The organism is Viridibacillus sp. d25.2, from assembly GCF_055456015.2.
Window position 1 is genome coordinate 139,065 of the sequence record NZ_CM196652.1, and the last position, 21,505, is coordinate 160,569.

Sequence of the window (21,505 nt, forward strand, 5' to 3'; positions counted from 1 at the left end):
CAACAAATCCCTTCATACTTACTCTTGAATACGTAATTGTTGTTTGGCAAATTCTCTGTACATCTCATGTGATTGGAATAACGTATTATGCGTCCCACTCCCCGTAATATGTCCCTTCTCAATAAATAGTATATTGTCAGCATCGACAACAGTAGAAAGACGGTGAGCAATAACTAATGTCGTTCTGCCATTCATCAAATTATCTAATGCTTTTTGAACATAAATCTCAGATTTACTATCAAGGCTAGAAGTTGCTTCATCAAGCATTAAAATTTGAGGATCGCGTAATAGTGCTCTAGCAATTGCGATACGTTGTCGTTGTCCTCCTGAAAGCTTGATTCCACGTTCCCCTACTTCAGTATTAAACTTATCTGGAAGTGCTTGAATAAATTGATCAGCATATGCCATTTTAGCGACTCTTTCAAGTTCTGTATCTGTAACCTCTTTATCTATTCCATAACAAATGTTATCGCGTATTGTACCGGATATAAGTGCGCTTTCTTGAGCAACGTACCCAATTTGACTTCTCCAAGAATGTAAGGAGAATGTATCAATAGGTGTATCTCCTAGTGTAATACTTCCTTTTGTAGGTTGATAATATCGCTCTAAGAGAGAGAATGTAGTGGTCTTTCCTCCGCCACTCGGTCCAACAATTGCCGTTACTTTACCTGGTTCAATTGTAAAATTAATATTAGATAAAATCGATTCATTTTCATATGCAAAATCCACATGATTCACATGAATAGGTTCTGTTACTAGCTCTAACTGTTTACCTATGTGTATATCTTCCTCGTCATGTTCAAGTACTGTACTAATGCGTTCCGTTGCTCCCATTGCTTTTTGCAATTGTGTAAAGAACATCGTTAATTGAGTCATTGGGATAATAATTTGAATTAAATATAAAATAAAAGCAACCATGTCTCCAGCTGTTAGTTCTCCAGAAGAGACACGTACTCCTCCATATCCAATAATTGCGACTAATACAATCATAAGAATGAAAGAAATTAAAGGTGAGATAAGTGCATGTATTTTGGCTTCTTTTAAACCAAAATTGAAGAGATTTGTAATACCTTTTTTTCCACGCTCATATTCTATGTTCTCTGCATTTGAAGCTTTCACTAAACGTGATTCTGGTAATACTTGATTTAACACAGCAGTAAATTTTGCCGTTTCATCTTGCATTCCTTTTGAAATTACATACATTTTCTTCCCTAACAACATTAAAATCAGCATAGCAATCGGAACAGCAACAAGCATTACTAAAGTCATTTTCCAATCTAAGAATAGCAAAATCGTAACAGAACCGATTATCGCAATAATTCCAGATAAACAGTTAGCAAGATGTTCTGTAATGAGTTCCTTCACAACTGCAGTATCATTCGTTACACGACTCAATGTCTCTCCTGTATCATTTTTATCATAATAAGGAATTGGTAAGTGGAGTAATTTTCTCCACAAACGATCTCTCAATTTTGCTACCACGTGATGACCAACTCGGTTTAACAGATAAATAGAAAGCCCGCTCGCTATTGCCTGGGCAATAAAAGCAATGACTAACAAAATAATTTGCCAATAGTTAAGTGAATCTAATGAAAAACCGTCCACTAATTTTTTTGTGAACAGCGGAACGACAAAACCTACCCCTGTCGTAGCAAAACTCATACAAAGTGCAATGATTAATAAAAGTTTAGGCGGTTCAGTTTGCTTTATTAACTGAACAAACTGTCGCCAACCATTTAATTTATTTTCTTTTATCTCTTCATTCATTATTAATAATTCCTCCTTATTTTTCCCCATAAAAACGTTTCTGCACTCTTATAATAACTACTTTAGCATTTCTTTATGAACTGAATGTGAAATGAAAGTAGGTATAGGGAATTTATGGAGATGAACTCCTTCTTTATCTTACTATAGCTAAGCTCTTTTAGTATCTACGTGAAGATTAATATAATTTACTGAGTTCAAGAGAGGCTAAAGTGAAATATTCGCTATAAAACTAGTGAAAAGAAAATGTCCCTCATCTTCACAAATAAGAAAAAGAGAAGAAACCTCATCACAGGTGGATGATATTTCTTCTCTTCATATTTATCAGATTCATATTTCATACCATTTAATAACTACGCATATATCGAAGATTGTTAAATTATTTTAAGCTCAGTAGTAGAGAATCACTTCATTAAAATAAAGCTTATTTATCCTTTTTTTCTACAACTACATGTTCAAATTTCCCTCCTAATAAATCGATATCAAACGCTTGACCGAAGCCAATTACATAGCGCCCTTCTTTTGGCGTAAGTTCAAATAAAGACAGATCCAACCCTCGTAAAACGCCCATCATTGGTGCGCCGTGGTTCTTTTCGAACTTAGCAAAAATTTCTTCATATCCATCATTTCCAACATTCTCTGCCACACATTGAAAACGAACTCGTTCACGTGCAAATAAGTTAGGAGAATCTTGCTCATCTGTAATCATCATAATACTTATCAAATTATTTGCTTCAATAAATTTATAATGGTCTGTAATTATGCTTATATAAATGTAAATCTTCCCATCATGCTGAACATACGGTGCATAACTAGTGAATGGATCACCATTGTCATCCTTGCTACTGATGACAACTGTCTTACACTTATTTATAAACTGTAAATATTGTTCCTTCTTTTTAGTGATATCGATTTGTTTTACCATTTGTTTTCCCCCTATTATTGTGCGTTCACTCGTGAAATTCCTAATAAGTTTATACGTGGTTTCCTATGCTGAAAATGTGAATCAATTTCGCATTCAACTCCGTAAACGTTGCGAATCATTTCTGGGGTCATAACTTCCTCTGGTGTACCGTATTTTATGACTATCCCCTTGGAAATAACGCATATTTTATCACTATAAATACTTGCCTGATTTAGATCGTGTAGTACCATTACAACCGTCATACCTAATTCACGGTTCACGGTATGAATTAGTTCTAATAACTGAAGTTGATGCGCAATATCTAAGTAAGTAGTTGGCTCATCGAGCATCAAAACTTTTGGTCGTTGCGCTAATGACATGGCAATCCATGCCCTCTGCCCTTCTCCACCTGAAAGTGAGGCTACCAATCGGTCTTTTAAAGGTGTTAACCCTGTTTTTTCAATGGCCCACTCCACTATCTTTAGGTCTTCATCATTTGTACGTTCATACCATTTCTTGTGAGGTATACGCCCATATTTCACTAGTTCTTCAACTGTAATATCTGAAGGTGGCTCATTCGATTGAAATAAAACACTCATCATTTGTGAGATTGACTTTGTTGCTAACGACTGCAAGTCTCTACCATCTAAAAAAACTTTCTCTTTTTGTACTGGAATTAATCTAGACATGGCTTTTAAAGCTGTAGATTTCCCAGAACCATTCGGGCCTATAATCGAAACGATTTCACCTTTTTCTACGTTTATCTCAAAATTATCTAATACTTTTTTCTGATCATAGCTAATATCTAATGATTGAGCTCTTAGCATCTTAAATGTCACCTGCTCTCATTAAATATAAAAAGTAAGGTCCGCCTACCATTGCCATGACTATACCTGCTGGAATATCTAAAGGTGAAAATAGAGACCTACCAATTGTATCTGCTACTAGCAGAACAACAGCCCCCAAAACCATACTCATAGGCATTAGAAGACGGTAATTTGACCCGACTATTAATCTCGACATATGTGGCACAATAAGTCCTACAAAGCCTAACATCCCTACAATTGACACTGAAACAGCCGCCAAATACACCGCTACTAAGGACAGAACAATTCGGATTCGATTTGTATTTTCACCTAAGTTTACAGCTACATTTTCCCCTAAGCTTAAAATGTTTGCTGAACGAATACAAAATAATGCGGCAATCCAACCAATTATGGAATATGGAAAAAGGATACTTACATCTCCCATTCCCTTTGCCGATAAACTACCATTCATCCACTGTAAAGCAGAAGGGAGGCGATCACTATAAAGAATCGATAGTAACCCTGTTATCCCACCAAATACTGCATTCACTGCTACTCCTGATAAAATTATCCGAACAGGCGAAATACCATTCTTCTTCCACGCTAATGCATAAACGAGCGTAACTGCTATTAATCCGCCTACTACTGCTGCAAGAGGAATCCACTCCCCAAATTCAGGGAATATTAGCAAGATAAATAATACTGTAACTGCAGCACCACTTGATACCCCTGTTAAACCTGGATCTGCAAGAGGATTTCTCATTACCGACTGCAGTAATGCACCAGATATAGCTAAATTTATGCCCACTATTATAGCAATAATGACTCTAGGTATTCGTAAATCCCAGACGATTGTTTCCGATAAAGTTTCACCAGAACCGAATATTGTTCTTATCGTTTCCATAGGTGACAGTTGCACACTCCCAATACCAATCGACAGAATCATGAAAATGATTAGTAGAGCGGCTGTTATACCTATGCTAAGTTTCCCCTTCGATTTTACTTTCATTACGTCCAACCCTCATCCTTAGTCATATTACTTATATAAAATTTCGTTTAACTGCTCTAATCCTTCTGTTGCTTTTTCAATTGAAGCATAACCAAATACTCCATAGTCAAGGGCTTGGACACGATCTTCTTTAAAGGCTTGTAACTTTTCCCAAGCGCCATTCTTCTTCACTTCTGCTTTAAACTGTTCTAACGCAGCTGTTGGATCACCGTGTGAAACAAGAAGTATTGCATCTGGATTCGAGGCTACGACATCTTCCATATTCATCGGTACGTATGCTTCCGTTGATTTCAAAGCCTCATTAACAATATTTGTAGCACCTAACTTTTTCACTAAACTACCAACATATGTTTTTTCGCTCATTAGCATAAATGACTCTCCTGAACCAAATAACACCATTACTTTAGATGAGTCTTTACCCTTCACATCTTCTAATACTGCTGTTTCTTTCTCCTCTAATTGTGAAAGATACGTTTTTGCTGCATCTTCCTTATGTAAAACTTTCCCCATTATTTCAAAAGAAATTTTTAGATCTTCATAAGAATCTGTTGGAATATATGCAGTTGCTACTTTACTATTTTTTATCTTCTTTTCTAAACTGTCTTTTATCGATTCCGGTCCAATTAAGATGTCAGGTTTAAGGCTTACAACTTTCTCTACATCTGGCTCAATAGGAGAACCGATTTGCTCAATCTTATCGAATCCTTCTGGTAATTTGTGTGTTGAAGTTGGTATTCCAACTGGTTTTACATCCAAAATATTCATCATTTCTAAAATCGAAACAGATGTTGTGACAATTGATGTCGGTTGTTCTGCTGGAAATTGTTTTACTAATTTCTCTACTTTTGCTATATGTTCACTAGATACTTTGATATCACTTTTAGATTTTGCAGCATCACTATCTTGATTAGCTACAATTTTTTCTTTAGTCGTTTCTGGTTCTTCTTTATCCTCTGCACATCCACCTAATACAAGTAGAGCAGATAAGAATGCAGCTCCATATAAACTTTTCTTCATTATAAAAAATCCCCCATCTATTTTAATTGAAAATAATTATCATTATCAATTAGAAATATATCAGACAACGAAAATGTTTACAACTACTTTTTCAAATACTTTCGAAAGCATACTGTAAACCTAATTAATATAGAAATCATTCAAATATTTAGAATTTAAGGAGATTAAAAAAACCGCACTACTTAGAGTGCGGTTTTTGGGAAATATATGCTTTTAAATTCCACTTTAATTCTATAGAATTTGTACTTTCCTCAACTCCAAATAAAGTTTTTTAAATATGAAATCAAATACCTAAAAAACATGGCATTTATTCCTAATTAAGGTAGAATAAAAATAGGGATTTTGCTCTACTAGAGTGCAAAAAGAGGAGGTGTGAGATGAAAAAACTAATTAGTATTTTTTATTTATTATCAATAATTGCAGGATTTGCATTTCTTTACTCATTAATAACAGAAAATTCTATTGAATGGAGAAGTTTAGGTTATGTAGTTATTTTATTGCCTTGTGCGATTTATTTACATAAGCAACAGTTGCTAAAAAAGGCTAATTAAAATTTGGGGACTTAACTTAAATGTGCGAATTCGAATTAAACAATTATATTATTCGTTTGATTCGCTAAATTTATATTAGATTCGCATATTTTAAAAGAACTTTTAAGGAGATACTACATTCACAAGTAGTATCTCCCTTTGATTTTTTACGGCAAGATTTAATAACTTTATTATCTCTAAACAATATCCTCGTTTTTAACATACTAACAATTTTAGTATCTTCAGCAGCTAAAGAGGAAACTGGATTAGTAAACAAAGTTATTCCTAAAGCTAAACAAAACATCGTATGTATTTTTTCAAAAAACAACTCCTACAAACTATTTTGTATATATATCACAAATATATATTGTCGTTTGTTTTAAAAAAAATAGTTAATCTGAAAAACATTTCATAAAATTAATTTAACGATATAATAACCAAAAATATCGATTCAAATATCAAAAAAATTATTATAATATGTAAATTGTCAATTCAAGTCGAACATGGCAGATAACTCATGAATATCTCAAAAGGCGTATTGAAATTAAGAACTTTTCTAGGTACTTGATTGAAATTCAAAAGAAACGTCATGATTTCATTTCGAGTTAACTTGTTAAAGTCGGTTCCTTTTGGATATGTGCGTCGGATTCGACCATTTGTATTTTCATTAGTTCCACGTTGACCTGGGACGCCAGGATCTGAAAAGTAGAATGGGATTTCCAGTCCTTTTTCAATTTCGATCCACATGTGAAATTCCTTTCCCCTATCGGCTGTTATTGATTTCACTAGTTTTTTGGGGAGGTTTTTCAGAAGAGATATAATTTCTTTAGCTGTTTCGTAGGCAGTTTTAGATGCTAATTTTTGAACGATTGTAAATCTGCTCATACGTTCTGTAAGTGTGAGAATCTGGCTTTTGTGACCTTTACCAATTATTGTGTCTACTTCCCAGTGTCCTATTTCGCTTCGTGGAGCCTGTCGTGCATGAATTTTTTTCAACTGTGGCATTTTTCCACGTGTTTCTTCTTGGTTGTTTTTCAGTTTCTTTCCTTTACGGATGAGGAGCTTTTGAGACAATTGGAATAGTCCTGCTGCTGCGTATCGGTAAATACTTGAAACGCTTATAGCGAATGGTTTTTTGTGTTCTTTTTCATATCGTCCAACAATCATTTCAGGCGACCAGCCTTTCTTTAAATGGACAAGAATATACTTGATATCATCTAAATCAACCATGGGCTTACAACCACAGTTTTCACGCTTATTTTCATAATCCATTTGCGCTTGAAGTGCATTGTAAGGGCAGACACGGTCCAATTCGTATTTAATCGTGCTTTTGCTTCTTTTTAGTTGTTTTGCGATATAGGAAATAGATTTATTAACCAGTCTATATTCTTCGATTAAAACACGTTCCCATGGTAAAATGTGTGTATAGCTCATCGGGAGCACTCCTTTATTAGTTGATTGGCGTTAACTAATGTGTACCCGATTGAGCTATTTTTTATTTATCTTTCGTTCGACTTAATATGATAATCTACAATAAAACTAATTTCAATTTTCAAAAAGGAGGAAATTAAACTTCTACCAGTTACATCAAATATATTTTTAGCTACTTTTAAATTTATTGGAACGAAATATATTGAAAAAAGACATCCTATAGAAAATATCATACCAAAATGAGACAAAAGACCACTCGAAGTAAAATCAAAAATCCAAATCGACAAAACAAAAAAAGGAATTCCAACCCAAATTCCAAAAGTAAAAAATAATAATGTAACTATTATTAAAAGTAAAAAGAAATTTCTTTTCAAAACATTTATATAAGACTGAATATACAATTCCACTTAAATATCTTCTCCTTAACAGATAATTCCATGTCTATATATCATATACTAAAATAATTTTCCGTCCAATAGGTTGTGCTTATTGGATTCCTAAAGCATTACCACAAATAGTTGCGGAACCACTATAAGGCCAAAGAAAAACCGTACCTGTTTAAGGTACGGTTTTTTGTGAAGTATCTAAAATGGAGTTTAATTACTACTAACTCCATTATCTTTAAGTTTCAGATTTAACTTTATCATTCGGTTGTTACCTACATTAAAGTTTACTTCTTATTTGCTTCGTAGACTTTTAACAACTTACCTTTTATAGTCGTATTCTTCATGTTTTTCAACACAATTGGACCTTTATCATTCAATATTTCAACATAAGAAAATGCATCTAAAATTGTAATGATGCCAATATCCTCTACTGTAACACCGTCAATTTTCGCAATCGTCCCAACAAAATCTACTGCTCTTAGTTTCTTTTTCTTACCACCATTAAAATATAATTTCATGATTTGCTTGTTTAATTTTTCGCTTTTCGCCTTTTTCAATGTTGGTTCAATATTCATTTTTGCCTCAAAATCCGATTTCTTATTTAAAACTTCTTCTTTTAATGGGACTTCCATTTTCGGGATTTTAAAACCAATATATTCTTCAATTTCACTTAAAAACTTGTCTTCAAATGGTGTTACTAACGTAATTGCTTTCCCTTTCTGTCCCGCTCTTCCAGTTCTTCCGGTACGATGGACATAACTTTCTTTTTCTAAAGGAAGATCGTAATTAATGACATGTGTAATATTATCAATATCAATTCCTCTAGCAGCTACATCTGTCGCTATTAAATAACGGAAATCTCCTCGCTTAAAATCACTCATCACTTCGAGACGAATATCTTGTACCATGCCACCGTGAATTTTATCGCAGCTATAGCCTGAATCGGCTAATTGTTCGCACAAAGTATCTACTCTGTCTTTTGTTCGGCAAAAAATAATACAACTATCTGGATTTTCAACAATCGTTAAATCTTGAATAGCAGAAAGTTTATTATTTTCCTCCACCACGACTAAAGCATGGTCAATTTTATCAGTTGTAAGTCCAGTAGCCTTAATTTCAATATCAGTAGGTTTTTTCATATAGTTAAGAGCTAAGTTTTTAACAGCCTCTGGCAAAGTAGCCGAAAATAACATCGTCACTCGTTTTCGAGGCAATTCTTTAATAATGGCCTCCACTTGTTCAATGAACCCCATATTCAACATTTCATCAGCTTCGTCTATAACAAGATAACGAATCTGATCTAATGCTAGAGTGCCTTTTTCAATATGATCCATGACACGGCCCGGAGTCCCAACTACTACATGTGTTTTTTGCTTTAATTCTGTCTTTTGGATGGCAAAAGGTTGTTTACCATAAACAGCCGTTGCTTTAATTCGTTTATATCTACCTAAATTTGTGAAATCCTCTTTTACTTGAACAGCAAGTTCTCTCGTTGGTGTTAAGATTAGAGCTTGTGGTTTATTCTCTTTCCAATCAACTAATTCACAAATTGGAATCCCGTAAGAAGCCGTTTTTCCACTACCTGTTTGAGATTTTACAACAAGATCCTTATTCTCCAATACAAGCGGTATAACTTTACTTTGAACTTCTGTTGGGTTTTTGTATTCTAAGCTATTTAGCGCATTTACGATTTCATTACTTAATTTATAATCTTTAAAACTTTTTCCACTCATAACTAAGCCTCATTTTTAAATTATTTACTATTAATATTTCCTAATAGATGATTATCTTATACAAACTTCCATTATACTCGAAATTCCACCTGCAAATGCATTTCTGCTACTAATAATATGACCAAATGTCTTTTAATGATGTACTTAAAAATGGTTTCTCATTAATTATTGCTTCTTTTCATAGAATGGAATGACATTATATTATTTTTTCATACTATCTTGGGAAAAAATTAAACAGGAATAGGAGAATCGAATGAATAGAAACAAAATGGGCTTGTCAGCGTTAATAAAGAGCATACCATCATTTTTACAATTATTTCTTAATTCATGTCTAGTCATTTTAGCCCTCATTTTATCATTCTTACTTGTTAAAGAAATAGTGATATTCTTGAAGATTTTAATGACTCGTGGTAGTAGTGACTATAAGCTTTTCCTCGAAAATATTCTTATCTTCTTTTTATACTTCGAATTTATCACAATGATTGTAAAATACTTTAAGGAAGATTATCATTTTCCACTAAGATATTTTATATATATCGGGATTACAGCAATGATTCGGCTCATTATTGTAGAGCATGATCATCCCACCGATACATTAATTTATTCACTAATAATTTTGATTCTGATCATTGGTTATTTCATTATTAATATTACACCACTAGAAAGACCTGTTCATTTATGGTTTTTTAATAAGAAAGAAAAAAACTAGGGATCAATTTATATTCTTTTAGAATTATGATGGCATTCCACGCCTCTATTAATAGCTCAAGTTTACATAGTATAAAGTGGTTTGGTAAGAGATTTAACTATAAAAAGGGATTAACTTAGCCAAGGAATGTTTTCCTTGGTTTTGTTTGTTTTTTTTGATTTCCTCAGAATTTAGACTGTAATTTATAATATTTATTATCAAAACCACACATTTTCTGTATAAATTATGCGCTTTAATAGGGCTCTTTTAATAGTCTCAGGTAGAATTTTCAAAAAATAGGTACAAAGCCAAAGCAAGCGTTATTTAATATACATATAAATACAGAGCAGTATAACTAAAAAATTAATAGCGAGGTGATAATGATAAATTTATTCCAAACAAGATATGTATTCAATTCATTACAACATTTCAAAAAAACTAGCTAGAAAGAAGGTAGAATAATATGCAACCAATGGCTTGGGTGACCATATTAACTTTTTTGGTTACTCTTGTATTTATTCTTTGGCGACCTAAAGGAATTAATGAAGCCATACCTGCTACTATCGGAGCTATTATTGTATTACTAAGTGGAAGTGTCTCACTTACTGAACTTGGAATCATTACTGAAACCATAAGCGGAGCAGCTATAACCATTATGGCAACCATTGTTATGGCAATAGTCTTAGAAAGCTTTGGGTTCTTTAACTGGGTCGCCGAAAAACTGGCGGAAAAAGCAAAAGGGTCGGGTATCCGATTATTCTGGTATGTCAATCTTTTGTGTTTTCTTATGACACTTTTTTTCAATAACGACGGTAGTATTTTAATTACAACCCCAATTTTGGTCATGTTACTAAACAACATGGGCTTAAAAAACCACCAAAAAATTCCGTATTTAATATCCGGGGGCTTAATTGCAACTGCCTCAAGTGCCCCTATTGGTGTAAGTAACATTGTAAATCTAATTGCCCTGAAAATCGTGCATATGAGTTTGTATGCTCATACGGCAATGATGTTTGTTCCAGCAACACTAGGTTTACTACTATTAGTTTGGCTCCTGTTCCTACGATTTAAAAAAGACTTACCAAAAACTGTACCTACTAAAGTAACTGGACTATCGCTACCTTCTTACCACCCGCTTAAGCAAAATTCTATCTACTCTTCGGAAAAGGACCGTTCAAAGTTTATGCGAAACATCCTACTATTTGTTTTCGCGGTCCGTATCAGTCTCTTTGTTGCTTCATTCCTCTCAATTCCAGTCTCCGTCATGGCTGTTATTGGGTCCCTTGTACTTCTAAGCTGGAGATGGGCTTATTTAAAAGTACCTCCAAGTGATATGTTAAAAAAAACACCGTGGTATATTATTATCTTCGCGTTTAGTATGTACATCATTATTTATGGTCTAAATAATATTGGTCTAACAGACTGGTTAATAGACTTCATGCGTCCTATGGTTTCTGGAAGCCTGCTCCATACCAGTGTGTTAATGGGGATATTACTTTCTATACTTTCCAACATATTTAATAATCACCCGGCACTTATGGTTGGAACGCTCACTTTAACGAGTATGAGCTTAGACTTACTATCCTTAAAGGTTGCCTATTTAGCAAATGTTATTGGAAGTGACATAGGTTCTTTGCTACTTCCAATGGGAACGCTGGCTACGTTAATGTGGATGCACATTGTAAGGCGCGGAAAAGTAAAAATTACATGGTGGCAATATATAAGAATCACCATTGTCGTTATACCACCTACAGTAATATTTACATTAGTAATTTTATATTACTGGGTTACTTGGCTTTTTTAATAAGTAGCAAAACAATAATTCCAAAATATCTTTTAGAACACACCGTTAGAATCATAGACTCATTAGAGACCTATCACATATTGTTAGCATATGATTAAGATTAATTTTTGTTCAAGGTACAGAAAATTTCAATACAATGCCTTTAAATCAACATGCTTTATTTTTCTACTTAAGCTAATCAACTAGGTTGGTTTAAGTAGAAACTTTCACAATCTCAATTACATTTATCAATTGATACATAATAAAATCACCTCTAAATAAGATAAATTGTGAAAATAAAGATGTTAGGGGCATATACTTTTCTTCATTAGAATTTCTCCGTCTTTATTACTTTTCTGTTGGTGCCTTGCATAAAAAAAATCCTGCATAGGACCTATTCATAGCGTGGACATTGTAACAGGTTAATAACCATACTCCTTAGCGCTGAGCGCATAAAAAAACACACTCGCCAATGCGAATGTGTTTTATATTATTTAGATAAATCGATTTTTTTATTTAATAAATAGATAGTGATTCCTCCAACAGTCATAGACAATAACTCACCAATCCCTACTGTTAACCAAGTTGACCAAAATGGGAAATCATACAGGATAGTTAATTGACTTGCAACTGTAAACATGGATATAGCAAAAATTAATGCGGTAATAACCATCTTCAAAATATCATTTGTAATTTTTTTAGTCACTGAGCGACAAAGAATTAATACAAGAAATGTAGAAATACCACCAATTGGAACATCTAGTATCCACGTTGGTGACATGAAATTTGCAAGTACTACTCCCACTGTCACTGCCACGACATAGCGCTTGTTGTACAATGCCAAATAGTTGAACATCTCCGACAAACGTAACTGTACTGCTCCAAAACTAAAAACCGACAATAAAACAGTCACCGCTACATATAAGGCTGCGACAAGTGCCGTTTTTGTTAGCTCACTCACAGAAGTACGTGATGAGCCTTTTAAAATAGACGTATTCAATTTAAATTCTCCTTTATAAAATAGCACGACCGCTATTTTAGTAATAACTACGACCAAAGGAAGAGAGCTTTTTGCCCTATCTGAAGTGCCGTAGTGCAAGCTGTATTTTGCTTACTCGCGTATTATATCAGAAGAATTTAACTTTGAACAACGCTATCTTGCAATCCAACCGCCATCAATCGGTACGACAGCCCCATGAATATAATCTGATGCTTGACTGGCTAAATAAAGCGTTAAATTGGCAACTTCACTTGGTTGTGCCCAACGACCCGCGGGTGTCTCTTTAGCCACCCATTTTGCTATTTCTCCATCTCCCTCAAAATCAGCCTTGTTCATGGGTGTTTGAATTGCCCCAGGTGCAATTGCATTCGCACGTATCCCTTCACGACAATAATCCTGATCTAACTGCTTTGTATAACCAACAATTGCATGCTTAGATGCTGTATAAGCCGCGCCACCACCGCCTGCAACAAGCCCTGCAATTGATGCCATATTAACGATAACACCCGATTTCCTTTTTAACATTTGAGGTAAAATTGTATTCGTCACAAAATAAGTTCCCTTTACATTTGTGTCCATAATTTTATCCCAAAGACATTCATCTGTATCAAGTGTTTTTGCAAAGCCATCCAAAACTCCTGCCGTATTCAATAAAATATCAACTTGATTAAATATAGCCATAGCTTCTTTCAATGCTTTCTCTACATCTTCCTTTTTGCATACACTACCTATCGCGTATCCAAAGTGCGTATCATATTTTTGTTTAATGCTTAATAACCCATGCTCATCTACATCAAAGCCAAATACATTCGCCCCATTCTCTAAAAAGGCAATTGCCTGAGCCTGTCCAATACCGGATGAAGCACCCGTTACAAATACCGTCTTTCCTGCATACTCTTCAAATTTCAAATTTTCCCCTCCTCATAACAAAAAGCCCATGATTTCTCATGAGCTTTTAGATTAATCGACGATTATCCAATCTTCTGCTAATAAATCACATACAGTTGGTGTGAACATTGTGTAGCCCTCACCTTGCACATTAATTAAAAAGTATGGGTTCAAATTCTCGCCGTCATGTTTGCTTTGCCCAACAAGCTTCACATACAATTCAACACCGCCCCAACCTTCACGAATTACTTTTTCGCCTGCTTTTAATAGTGGCAATACTTTTTCAAAAGTCATTTATATTCATCCTTTATCTCGTTAATATCAATTGTTCTTTATCGGGAAAAGTATACTGGATTGTGGAAATGTTTACAACTAAAGTTTGGTTGCTGTAAGTTTTTTCACCATACAAAGTGCATTACTTGAATACCTATACACTTTAGATTATCTAAAAAGAATGCTCTACTAATTATTACTCAAACAAAAGATTCAATACACGTCGCTAAGAAGCATTTTTCTGTGATAAAAAAAGGTTTCAACGCCATATTAAGAAGGATTCAAAATGAAAGGAGAGATCAAGTATGGGAAGAGACAATAAACAAGGTAAAAGTCAAAACAAAGGTACATTACCTCAAACACCTAAAAACCAAAAAATTGCTCCAAACAAAGTGAATGAGGAATTTTCTCAAGAATTAGCTGAGCTTGAAACGTTAGTTGCTAAAAGTAAGCAAAAAAAATAGGGCTCCATAATTGGAATATCAAAGTGCTCAAGAAATTGTCGCACTTCACCATTAGGTCTGGAGTAGATTTTTCAGAACTAAAAGAAGTATATTAGTGCAATAAAAAAACCCCACTGAATGAGTATCCAGTGGGGTTTTTTCAAGGTATAGGCTAAAACGAAAAAATGACATGATTTACTTCCACGTAATAGTTTTTGTAGTTTGGCACTGATTTTTCAAACGAAACTATGAGAGTATATTACAAATAATCAGTGCCAAACTACTTTTATTCATTTTTAAAATTCTTTTAAACAAATAATAAGCATATTGAGAAATATAAAAATTAAACTGGAGGCATGTGTAAGATGAATTTCACGCATGGAGATAAAGTTGTATTAGTTGGGACAGGAGCAGTGGGATCAAGTTATGCATATTCCTTGATTAATCAAGGAATATGCGAAGAGCTGGTACTTGTTGATATAAACGAAGCTAAAACAAAAGCAGATGCAATGGATTTGAATCATGGTCTGGTTTATGCACCAATTCCTCAAAAAATTAGCTACGGTAATTACAGTGATTGTAATAATGCAGCTATCGTTGTCATTTGTGCAGGTGCAGCGCAAAAGCCTGGAGAAACACGACTTGACCTTGTAAGCAAAAACCTTACTATTTTTAAATCCATTGTAGGGAGCATTATGAATTCTGGATTTAACGGCATATTCTTAGTAGCTTCCAATCCAGTAGATATTTTAACTTATGCAACTTTTAAATACTCCGGTCTACCTAAAGAAAGAGTGATTGGTTCAGGTACTATTTTAGATTCAGCTAGATTTCGTTATTTATTGGGAGAAGAATTTGGTGTAGCTCCTACAAGTGTTCATGCTTATATCATTGGTGAGCATGGTGATTCAGAACTCCCCGTTTGGAGTACCGCTAATATTTCAGGAAAACTAATTATGTCTGATTTAACTGATAAAAGGAAAGATGAAATTTTTGTCCAAGTTCGCGATGCAGCTTATGAAATTATTGAATCCAAAGGAGCTACTTATTATGGAATCGCAATGGGGCTAGCTCGAATAACAAAAGCTATCTTACGAAATGAAGAAGTCGTATTACCGGTTGGCTCATTATTAGAAGGAGAATACGGTCATAGCAATGTTTATATTGGTATTCCTACAATTATTAATCGCGGCGGAAGAAAAGGCATCGTAGAGCTATCTTTGAATCCAGAGGAAAAAGAGAAGTTAGCAAGTTCCGTAAAAACATTGAAAGAAGTTCAATCTCAATTTTGGGAGTGATTTCAAAATAGCAAAAGGATTTCTTACAAAGGAGCTATAGATCATGTTAGTAGAAACATACAATCCATTCCATCAACTACTTCTCTCCTCAATGGTTGCAGCTATCCCAATTATTGTATTTATATTATGTTTGACCATATTTAAAATGAAAGGTATTTATGCAGCATTACTAAATTTAGTCATTACCTTTTTTATCGCAATGATGATATTTAAATTACCTTTTAGCGAATCAATTGGAAGTGTTATTCAAGGTGCTATTCAAGGAATATGGCCAATTGGTTATATTATTGTCATGGCCGTCTGGTTATATAAAATCTCAGTCGACTCAGGGAAATTTGATGTATTAAGAGCAAGTATTGCCGGTATTTCACAAGATCAGCGACTGCAGCTACTACTCATAGGCTTTTGTTTTAATGCATTTCTTGAAGGAGCTACTGGTTTTGGTGTTCCAATTGCAATCTGTGCAGTACTATTAGTTTCTTTAGGATTTAAACCTCTGCAAGCCGCTATGCTCTGTCTTATAGCAAATGGTGCTTCTGGAGCGTTCGGTGCAATCGGTATACCTGTCGCAATTACAGGTACACTGAATTTAGAAGGCGGGGTAACTGCCATGGACGTTTCGACAATGACGGCACTAACCTTACCAATTATTAATTTTACAATTCCCTTTTTACTTATTTTCTTAATTGATGGAGTTAAAGGAATTAAAGAAACATTACCGGCTATCCTCGTTGTATCTACTATTTATACGGTTACTCAAGCTATTATCACCTTACTCTTAGGTCCTGAACTAGCTGATATTATCCCTCCTTTACTTTCAATGGCTATTTTGGCTTTATTCTCAAGAAAATGGAGACCAAAGAATATCTTCTTACTCAATAACAAAGAGGTTAAAACTGAAAAACATACAACTGGTGATGTAATTAAGGCCTGGTCTCCATTTTATTTATTGAGTTTATTTGTTTTAATATGGAGTATTCCCGCATTTAAAGCTTTGGTTGCGGAAGGTGGAGCTCTAAACTTTACCAAAGTAACATTTGACATACCTGGGTCCACATTAAGTTCAAGCATTGATGTACTAAGTGCAACAGGTACAGCCATATTGCTAGCAGCCTTAACAACTATATTCACAACAAAAACCATTGGTTTCGGTCATGGTTTTAAGCTCTTAAGAAGAACGATTTCAGAATTTTGGATTCCAATTGTGATGATTTGTGCCATTCTTGGTATAGCTAAACTAATGACTTACGCAGGATTAACAAGCGCATTAGGTGAAGCAGTTGCAACGACAGGAACTATCTTCCCACTCTTATCACCAATATTAGGATGGATTGGTGTATTTATGACTGGATCAGTCGTAAATAATAACACATTGTTTGCGCCAATTCAGGCTACAGCAGGTAAGATTATTGGAGTAGATCCTGCTTTATTAGTATCTGCTAATACAGCTGGTGGGGTAATGGCAAAGCTAATTTCCCCACAATCAATCGCCATTGCAACTGCTGCTGTTGGTCAAACTGGTAAAGAATCCGAATTAACAAAAATGACGTTAAAATACAGCGTTGCATTACTCACATTTGTTTGTTTTTGGACTTTTATATTATCCTTTTTATATTGAAAATAGGTTGAAGCTTTCATCACTACAGATGAAAGCTTCTTGTCTTCTTTTTCTATCAATCACTTTTGAAGCGATTCTAAAGGCTCGTTTTTCTGCTATTTATTTTTTAAGAAAAGCGGACAATCTCAGTGGTCTCAATCGTTGCCTTTACTAAACTTCATGGACTTCATATATTTCTTACTTTTTTGCTTTCCATCTCCGCTTCCCACTTAGTTATTTCCTCCCGAACACGGGGTGCTACTTCCGTTCCTAGTAGCTCAATCGCTCTCATCACTTGGTCATGCGGCATCGTGCTTAACGGTACATACATCATAAAGCGTGTAATACCTACATTTTTACGAAGGTGAATAATCTTTTGGGCAACTGTTTCTGGATCACCAACGTACAGTGCACCTTCAAAACTGCGCGCGGCATCGAAGCTAGAACGGTCATAATGCGCCCAGCCCCGTTCCTTGCCGAGTTTATTCATGCCTGCCTGAGTAGATGGGAAAAATGTATCTGCCGCTATTTCGTTATTCTCTGCAATAAATCCTATCGAATGCGATCCGACCTTAAGCCGCGATTCGTCATGACCAGCGTGCGCGGCCGCTTTCTTATAAAGCTGCACGAGCGGTTCAAACTGCATCGGATTTCCACCAATTATCGCTAGCATCAGTGGCAGTCCTAGCAGCCCTGCACGGATAGCAGACTCCTGATTGCCTCCGCTACCAACCCATATCGGTAACGGATTCTGGACGGGGCGTGGATACACGCCCAAATTATTAATCGCTGGCCGATGCCCGCCCTTCCAGGTTACTTTTTCGGACTCCCTTATTTTAAGGAGCAATTCCAAATGTTCTTCAAACAGCTCTTCATAGTCATTCAGGTCATAGCCAAATAACGGAAATGACTCAACAAAGGAACCCCGACCTGCCATAATTTCCGCACGTCCATTTGAAATACCATCGAGGGTAGCAAAATCCTGAAAAACGCGCACAGGATCAACTGAAGAAAGCACCGTCACTGCACTGGTCAGCCGAATCCGTTTCGTCTGCGCTGCAGCCGCAGAAAGTACAACTGCTGGTGAAGATGCCGCATAATCCTTCCGATGATGCTCACCTACGCCAAACACATCAAGTCCCACTCGATCGGCAAGAACAATCTCCTCGACAACTTCACGCAATCGCTGTGCGTGACTCATTACTTCTCCCGTCTTAACGTCCGGCTTTGTTTCTACAAACGATGTAATACCTATCTCCACGGTCAATCTCCCCTATTCTAATAGCTTTTTTCTCTATCAATAGCTTTGAAAGCAAATTTTAAATATATATATCTTTATTCCGGGCTATTATTTGGTTCTTTTCAAGCATGATGATGTGTAACTCTGATTAATGTTACTGAATCTGCATATTTGAATATCATCTTAAACGAGCTTTATTTTAATACAGCAGCCGTAACGTGGCAGGTCATTGCCCAAAACAGGAAAGCTAAAGCACTAACAAATACTCCAAGTAAGCATACTCCGTCCCAGCCATATTGTGCATATATCTGAGTCGAAGCGATTGAACCGGTAGCACTGCCAATGGAATAGAAAACCATATATCCAGCTGTGATACGACTGCGCGCCTCTGCTCCCAATGCTAAGATCATACTTTGATTAGTGACATGCACGGCCTGCACCGCCAAGTCAAGAAGAACAATACCAATGACCAGTGCGAACAGCGAATGTTCTATATAGCTGATTAACAACCACGATATCAACAATAGGATTAAAGCTACGCCTGTCGTTCTCTGTCCGTAGCCTTGATCGGCTAGCTTCCCCGCCCGTGCTGCAGCTAACGCTCCGGCAACTCCTGCGAGGCCAAACGCCCCAATTGCAGTGTGCGAAAGAAATAATGGCGGTGCGCTAAGAGGCAGTACTAGTGAAGTCCACAAAATGCTGAAAGCAGCAAAAATCAGCAGAGCCAGAATAGCACGAATACGTAATATTGGTTCTTGTGCGAACAAGATAAACACCGACCTGAGTAACTGAGGATACGACAGTGATTTTACCCCTCGTTCAACATTTGGTAACACCTTAAATAATGCACAAACCATAAGAAACATCAGCGTTGCAGAGACCAAATAGACGGAACGCCAACCCGCAATATCTGTTAAAACCCCCGAAATGGTTCGCGCAAGAAGTATGCCAATCACAATTCCACTTGTTACCATTCCTACGACACGTCCTCGTTCGGCAGGGGTAGCCATTGTTGCCGCGAATGCCACAAGAGTCTGTGTCACGACGGCAAGCAACCCCACCAAAGCCATACCTACGAATAGTGTCGAGCTAGAGGAGGCAGTGCCAACTATAACTAGAGCTATCATGGATAATAGCATCTGACCAATAATCAGTCGGCGTTGGTTCAGTAAATCTCCAAGTGGTACCAGTAGCAATAATCCCGCTGCATAAAAGATCTGAGTAATGGTAATGAGTATTCCAATAGTTGAATGGCCAATACCGAACTCACTCGACAAATGATCGAGTAGCGGTTGTGCGAAATAGATATTGGCAACGGACATCCCGCAGACAACCGCAAATAATAGCGTCACATTGCGAGGCATGGAAGAACTATGAACTGGATCAGACATGATAAACGCCTCCTGTGACGAATTCTCCTTTATATCAGCATTAACTGCTACTTTTCCTTTAACCTCCTCCATTTTGTGTCCCCCCTTCCCATTAATTTTAAACTCCGAGCATTATAACATACCGAACGGTATGTTATAATTCCCAGTAAATATAACTCATAGAAACAATTACTGTCAATAAATAAATTTGATTTAATCAACTTTAACTTAAGGTAAGACCTTAAGTTAACAGAATAAACCAAGCTACATTTGACAAAATAAATGTCTAATTATAAAATTATATTATACTGTTCGGTAACGAAATAGACGCAACTTGAATTTACAATTGGAATCATTAATAGGAAAAATCAAGAGTGATAAGAGGTATTAATTATGGGACGAACCCGCGAATTTGACGAAGAAAAAGTATTAGATGCAGCTATGCAACTATTTTGGGAGAAGGGATATGAAGCTACCTCATTAAGCGATTTAACTTCCCGAATGGGCATTCAACGACCTAGTATTTACTCAGCCTTTGGAGACAAGAAAGAATTGTTCGAAGCCGCTCTACGCAAGTACACAATGACCCGTGCTTCTGAAGTACGATCCAGACTTCAAAATAATCCATCTGTAAAAGAAGCATTTTGCACTTTTTTTAAAGATGTGGCTGATGAGGAGTATACTGAAAATCGTAGTCGAGGATGCTTTTGCATCAATACAATGGTCGAACTCGCTCCTCATGATGAGAAATTTGAAATTCTCACAAGGGAACATCAAATGTACCTTTCAATCATATTTCAAGAAACCATTGAGCGAGGTATACAATCAGGTGAGCTTGAGGCCGATGTAAACGCGAAAGCTTTATCACAGGCGCTAATCGTATCGTTAATTGGACTAACCGTAATAATGAAATCTCGTCCAGAGCGATCATTTGTTGATAATACAATAGATGTAATACTTACATTGCTTAAGTAATTTAGAATGAATTCAATTTTTTACGACTGGGAATCATTTCTGAGTCTTTGTTTATAGTGAGGGGTACCAGGTTCTAAAACAATTCAGAGTTGTTTTGAAACCTGGTACTTTTTATTTCAACAAAATTGCAAATTTAAGTACTCTACTTAGAATGCATATTTACAATGCTCCATACTGTGATATAAAGTACCCATCATCCCTCAGAAGTGCTAGATCAAAATTAGTTTTTATATTTGGGAAAGATTTCTAGCTTGACCTAAAAATCTCATTTACTTATGATAGGGTTAGCCTCTAATAGTCTAAAAGTAATTTATTTATCTCCTAACATAGATCATAAGGTATAATACTTCTATATATTTCTATAAAAGGA

General features: G+C 35.6%; 20 protein-coding genes. 7 read left to right on the top strand and 13 right to left on the bottom strand.

Going from position 1 to position 21,505, the window contains the following annotated elements; all coding sequences use genetic code 11:
* Positions 1 to 18: 18 nt before the first annotated feature.
* The 5 genes from ACZLO7_RS00735 to ACZLO7_RS00755 all read right to left on the bottom strand — a co-directional run bounded on the left by ACZLO7_RS00735 (position 19) and on the right by ACZLO7_RS00755 (position 5,500).
* The gene (locus ACZLO7_RS00735; RefSeq protein ID WP_464940880.1) at positions 19 to 1,767 is read right to left on the bottom strand and encodes an ABC transporter ATP-binding protein; all 1,749 of its coding nucleotides are present in this window, start codon (positions 1,765 to 1,767) and stop codon (positions 19 to 21) included.
* Positions 1,768 to 2,188: 421 nt separating this feature from the next.
* Positions 2,189 to 2,689, bottom strand: a complete 501-nt coding sequence (locus ACZLO7_RS00740; RefSeq protein WP_464940879.1) for a HugZ family pyridoxamine 5'-phosphate oxidase — start codon at positions 2,687 to 2,689, stop codon at positions 2,189 to 2,191.
* Between the two features lie 14 nt (positions 2,690 to 2,703).
* Positions 2,704 to 3,495, bottom strand: a complete 792-nt coding sequence (locus ACZLO7_RS00745) for an ABC transporter ATP-binding protein (RefSeq protein ID WP_464940878.1) — start codon at positions 3,493 to 3,495, stop codon at positions 2,704 to 2,706.
* Between the two features lies 1 nt (position 3,496).
* Positions 3,497 to 4,483, bottom strand: coding sequence for a FecCD family ABC transporter permease (locus tag ACZLO7_RS00750; protein WP_464940877.1), 987 nt, complete (start codon positions 4,481 to 4,483; stop codon positions 3,497 to 3,499).
* A gap of 27 nt (positions 4,484 to 4,510) precedes the next feature.
* Positions 4,511 to 5,500 carry an ABC transporter substrate-binding protein gene (locus ACZLO7_RS00755; protein ID WP_464940876.1) on the bottom strand — a complete coding sequence of 330 codons (990 nt, stop codon included), beginning with the start codon at positions 5,498 to 5,500 and terminating at the stop codon, positions 4,511 to 4,513.
* Positions 5,501 to 5,877: 377 nt separating this feature from the next.
* Between ACZLO7_RS00755 and ACZLO7_RS00760 the strand changes: the two genes are divergently transcribed.
* The gene (locus ACZLO7_RS00760; RefSeq protein WP_464940875.1) at positions 5,878 to 6,051 is read left to right on the top strand and encodes a hypothetical protein; all 174 of its coding nucleotides are present in this window, start codon (positions 5,878 to 5,880) and stop codon (positions 6,049 to 6,051) included.
* A 471-nt stretch (positions 6,052 to 6,522) separates the two neighbouring features.
* Here the strand turns inward: ACZLO7_RS00760 and ACZLO7_RS00765 are convergent, their stop codons facing one another.
* The 3 genes from ACZLO7_RS00765 to ACZLO7_RS00775 form a co-directional block, all read right to left on the bottom strand.
* Positions 6,523 to 7,464, bottom strand: coding sequence for an IS30 family transposase (locus ACZLO7_RS00765; RefSeq protein WP_511261353.1), 942 nt, complete (start codon positions 7,462 to 7,464; stop codon positions 6,523 to 6,525).
* Between the two features lie 65 nt (positions 7,465 to 7,529).
* Entirely contained in the window at positions 7,530 to 7,868 is a 339-nt protein-coding gene (locus ACZLO7_RS00770) for a hypothetical protein (protein ID WP_464939744.1), read from the bottom strand.
* Between the two features lie 263 nt (positions 7,869 to 8,131).
* Entirely contained in the window at positions 8,132 to 9,580 is a 1,449-nt protein-coding gene (locus tag ACZLO7_RS00775; protein ID WP_464939743.1) for a DEAD/DEAH box helicase, read from the bottom strand.
* A 253-nt stretch (positions 9,581 to 9,833) separates the two neighbouring features.
* Between ACZLO7_RS00775 and psiE the strand changes: the two genes are divergently transcribed.
* Entirely contained in the window at positions 9,834 to 10,289 is a 456-nt protein-coding gene (gene psiE / locus ACZLO7_RS00780) for a phosphate-starvation-inducible protein PsiE (protein ID WP_464939742.1), read from the top strand.
* A 451-nt stretch (positions 10,290 to 10,740) separates the two neighbouring features.
* On the top strand, positions 10,741 to 12,072 hold the full coding sequence (locus ACZLO7_RS00785) for an arsenic transporter (protein WP_464939747.1): 1,332 nt from the start codon (positions 10,741 to 10,743) through the stop codon (positions 12,070 to 12,072).
* A 469-nt stretch (positions 12,073 to 12,541) separates the two neighbouring features.
* Here ACZLO7_RS00785 and ACZLO7_RS00790 read toward each other — a convergent pair whose 3' ends face one another.
* The 3 genes from ACZLO7_RS00790 to ACZLO7_RS00800 form a co-directional block, all read right to left on the bottom strand.
* Positions 12,542 to 13,051, bottom strand: coding sequence for a QueT transporter family protein (locus ACZLO7_RS00790; protein ID WP_464939741.1), 510 nt, complete (start codon positions 13,049 to 13,051; stop codon positions 12,542 to 12,544).
* A gap of 153 nt (positions 13,052 to 13,204) precedes the next feature.
* Entirely contained in the window at positions 13,205 to 13,960 is a 756-nt protein-coding gene (locus ACZLO7_RS00795; protein WP_464939740.1) for a 3-oxoacyl-ACP reductase, read from the bottom strand.
* A 51-nt stretch (positions 13,961 to 14,011) separates the two neighbouring features.
* Positions 14,012 to 14,233, bottom strand: a complete 222-nt coding sequence (locus ACZLO7_RS00800) for a DUF2829 domain-containing protein (protein ID WP_464939739.1) — start codon at positions 14,231 to 14,233, stop codon at positions 14,012 to 14,014.
* A gap of 284 nt (positions 14,234 to 14,517) precedes the next feature.
* Between ACZLO7_RS00800 and ACZLO7_RS00805 the strand changes: the two genes are divergently transcribed.
* From ACZLO7_RS00805 to ACZLO7_RS00815, 3 genes are all read left to right on the top strand, one after another.
* Positions 14,518 to 14,676 (top strand): YfhD family protein, encoded by a 159-nt coding sequence (locus tag ACZLO7_RS00805; RefSeq protein ID WP_464939738.1) that lies wholly within the window; start codon positions 14,518 to 14,520, stop codon positions 14,674 to 14,676.
* 344 nt (positions 14,677 to 15,020) lie between these two features.
* Positions 15,021 to 15,953 (top strand): L-lactate dehydrogenase, encoded by a 933-nt coding sequence (locus ACZLO7_RS00810; protein WP_464939737.1) that lies wholly within the window; start codon positions 15,021 to 15,023, stop codon positions 15,951 to 15,953.
* 43 nt (positions 15,954 to 15,996) lie between these two features.
* Entirely contained in the window at positions 15,997 to 17,571 is a 1,575-nt protein-coding gene (locus ACZLO7_RS00815; protein ID WP_464939736.1) for an L-lactate permease, read from the top strand.
* A gap of 166 nt (positions 17,572 to 17,737) precedes the next feature.
* Here ACZLO7_RS00815 and ACZLO7_RS00820 read toward each other — a convergent pair whose 3' ends face one another.
* Both ACZLO7_RS00820 and ACZLO7_RS00825 read right to left on the bottom strand, forming a co-directional pair.
* Positions 17,738 to 18,811 (bottom strand): LLM class flavin-dependent oxidoreductase, encoded by a 1,074-nt coding sequence (locus tag ACZLO7_RS00820; protein ID WP_464939735.1) that lies wholly within the window; start codon positions 18,809 to 18,811, stop codon positions 17,738 to 17,740.
* A 173-nt stretch (positions 18,812 to 18,984) separates the two neighbouring features.
* Positions 18,985 to 20,181, bottom strand: a complete 1,197-nt coding sequence (locus tag ACZLO7_RS00825) for an MFS transporter (protein WP_464939746.1) — start codon at positions 20,179 to 20,181, stop codon at positions 18,985 to 18,987.
* Between the two features lie 372 nt (positions 20,182 to 20,553).
* Here ACZLO7_RS00825 and ACZLO7_RS00830 point away from each other — a divergent pair, with 372 nt between their 5' ends.
* Entirely contained in the window at positions 20,554 to 21,135 is a 582-nt protein-coding gene (locus ACZLO7_RS00830; RefSeq protein ID WP_464939734.1) for a TetR/AcrR family transcriptional regulator, read from the top strand.
* The last annotated feature ends 370 nt before the right edge of the window (positions 21,136 to 21,505 follow it).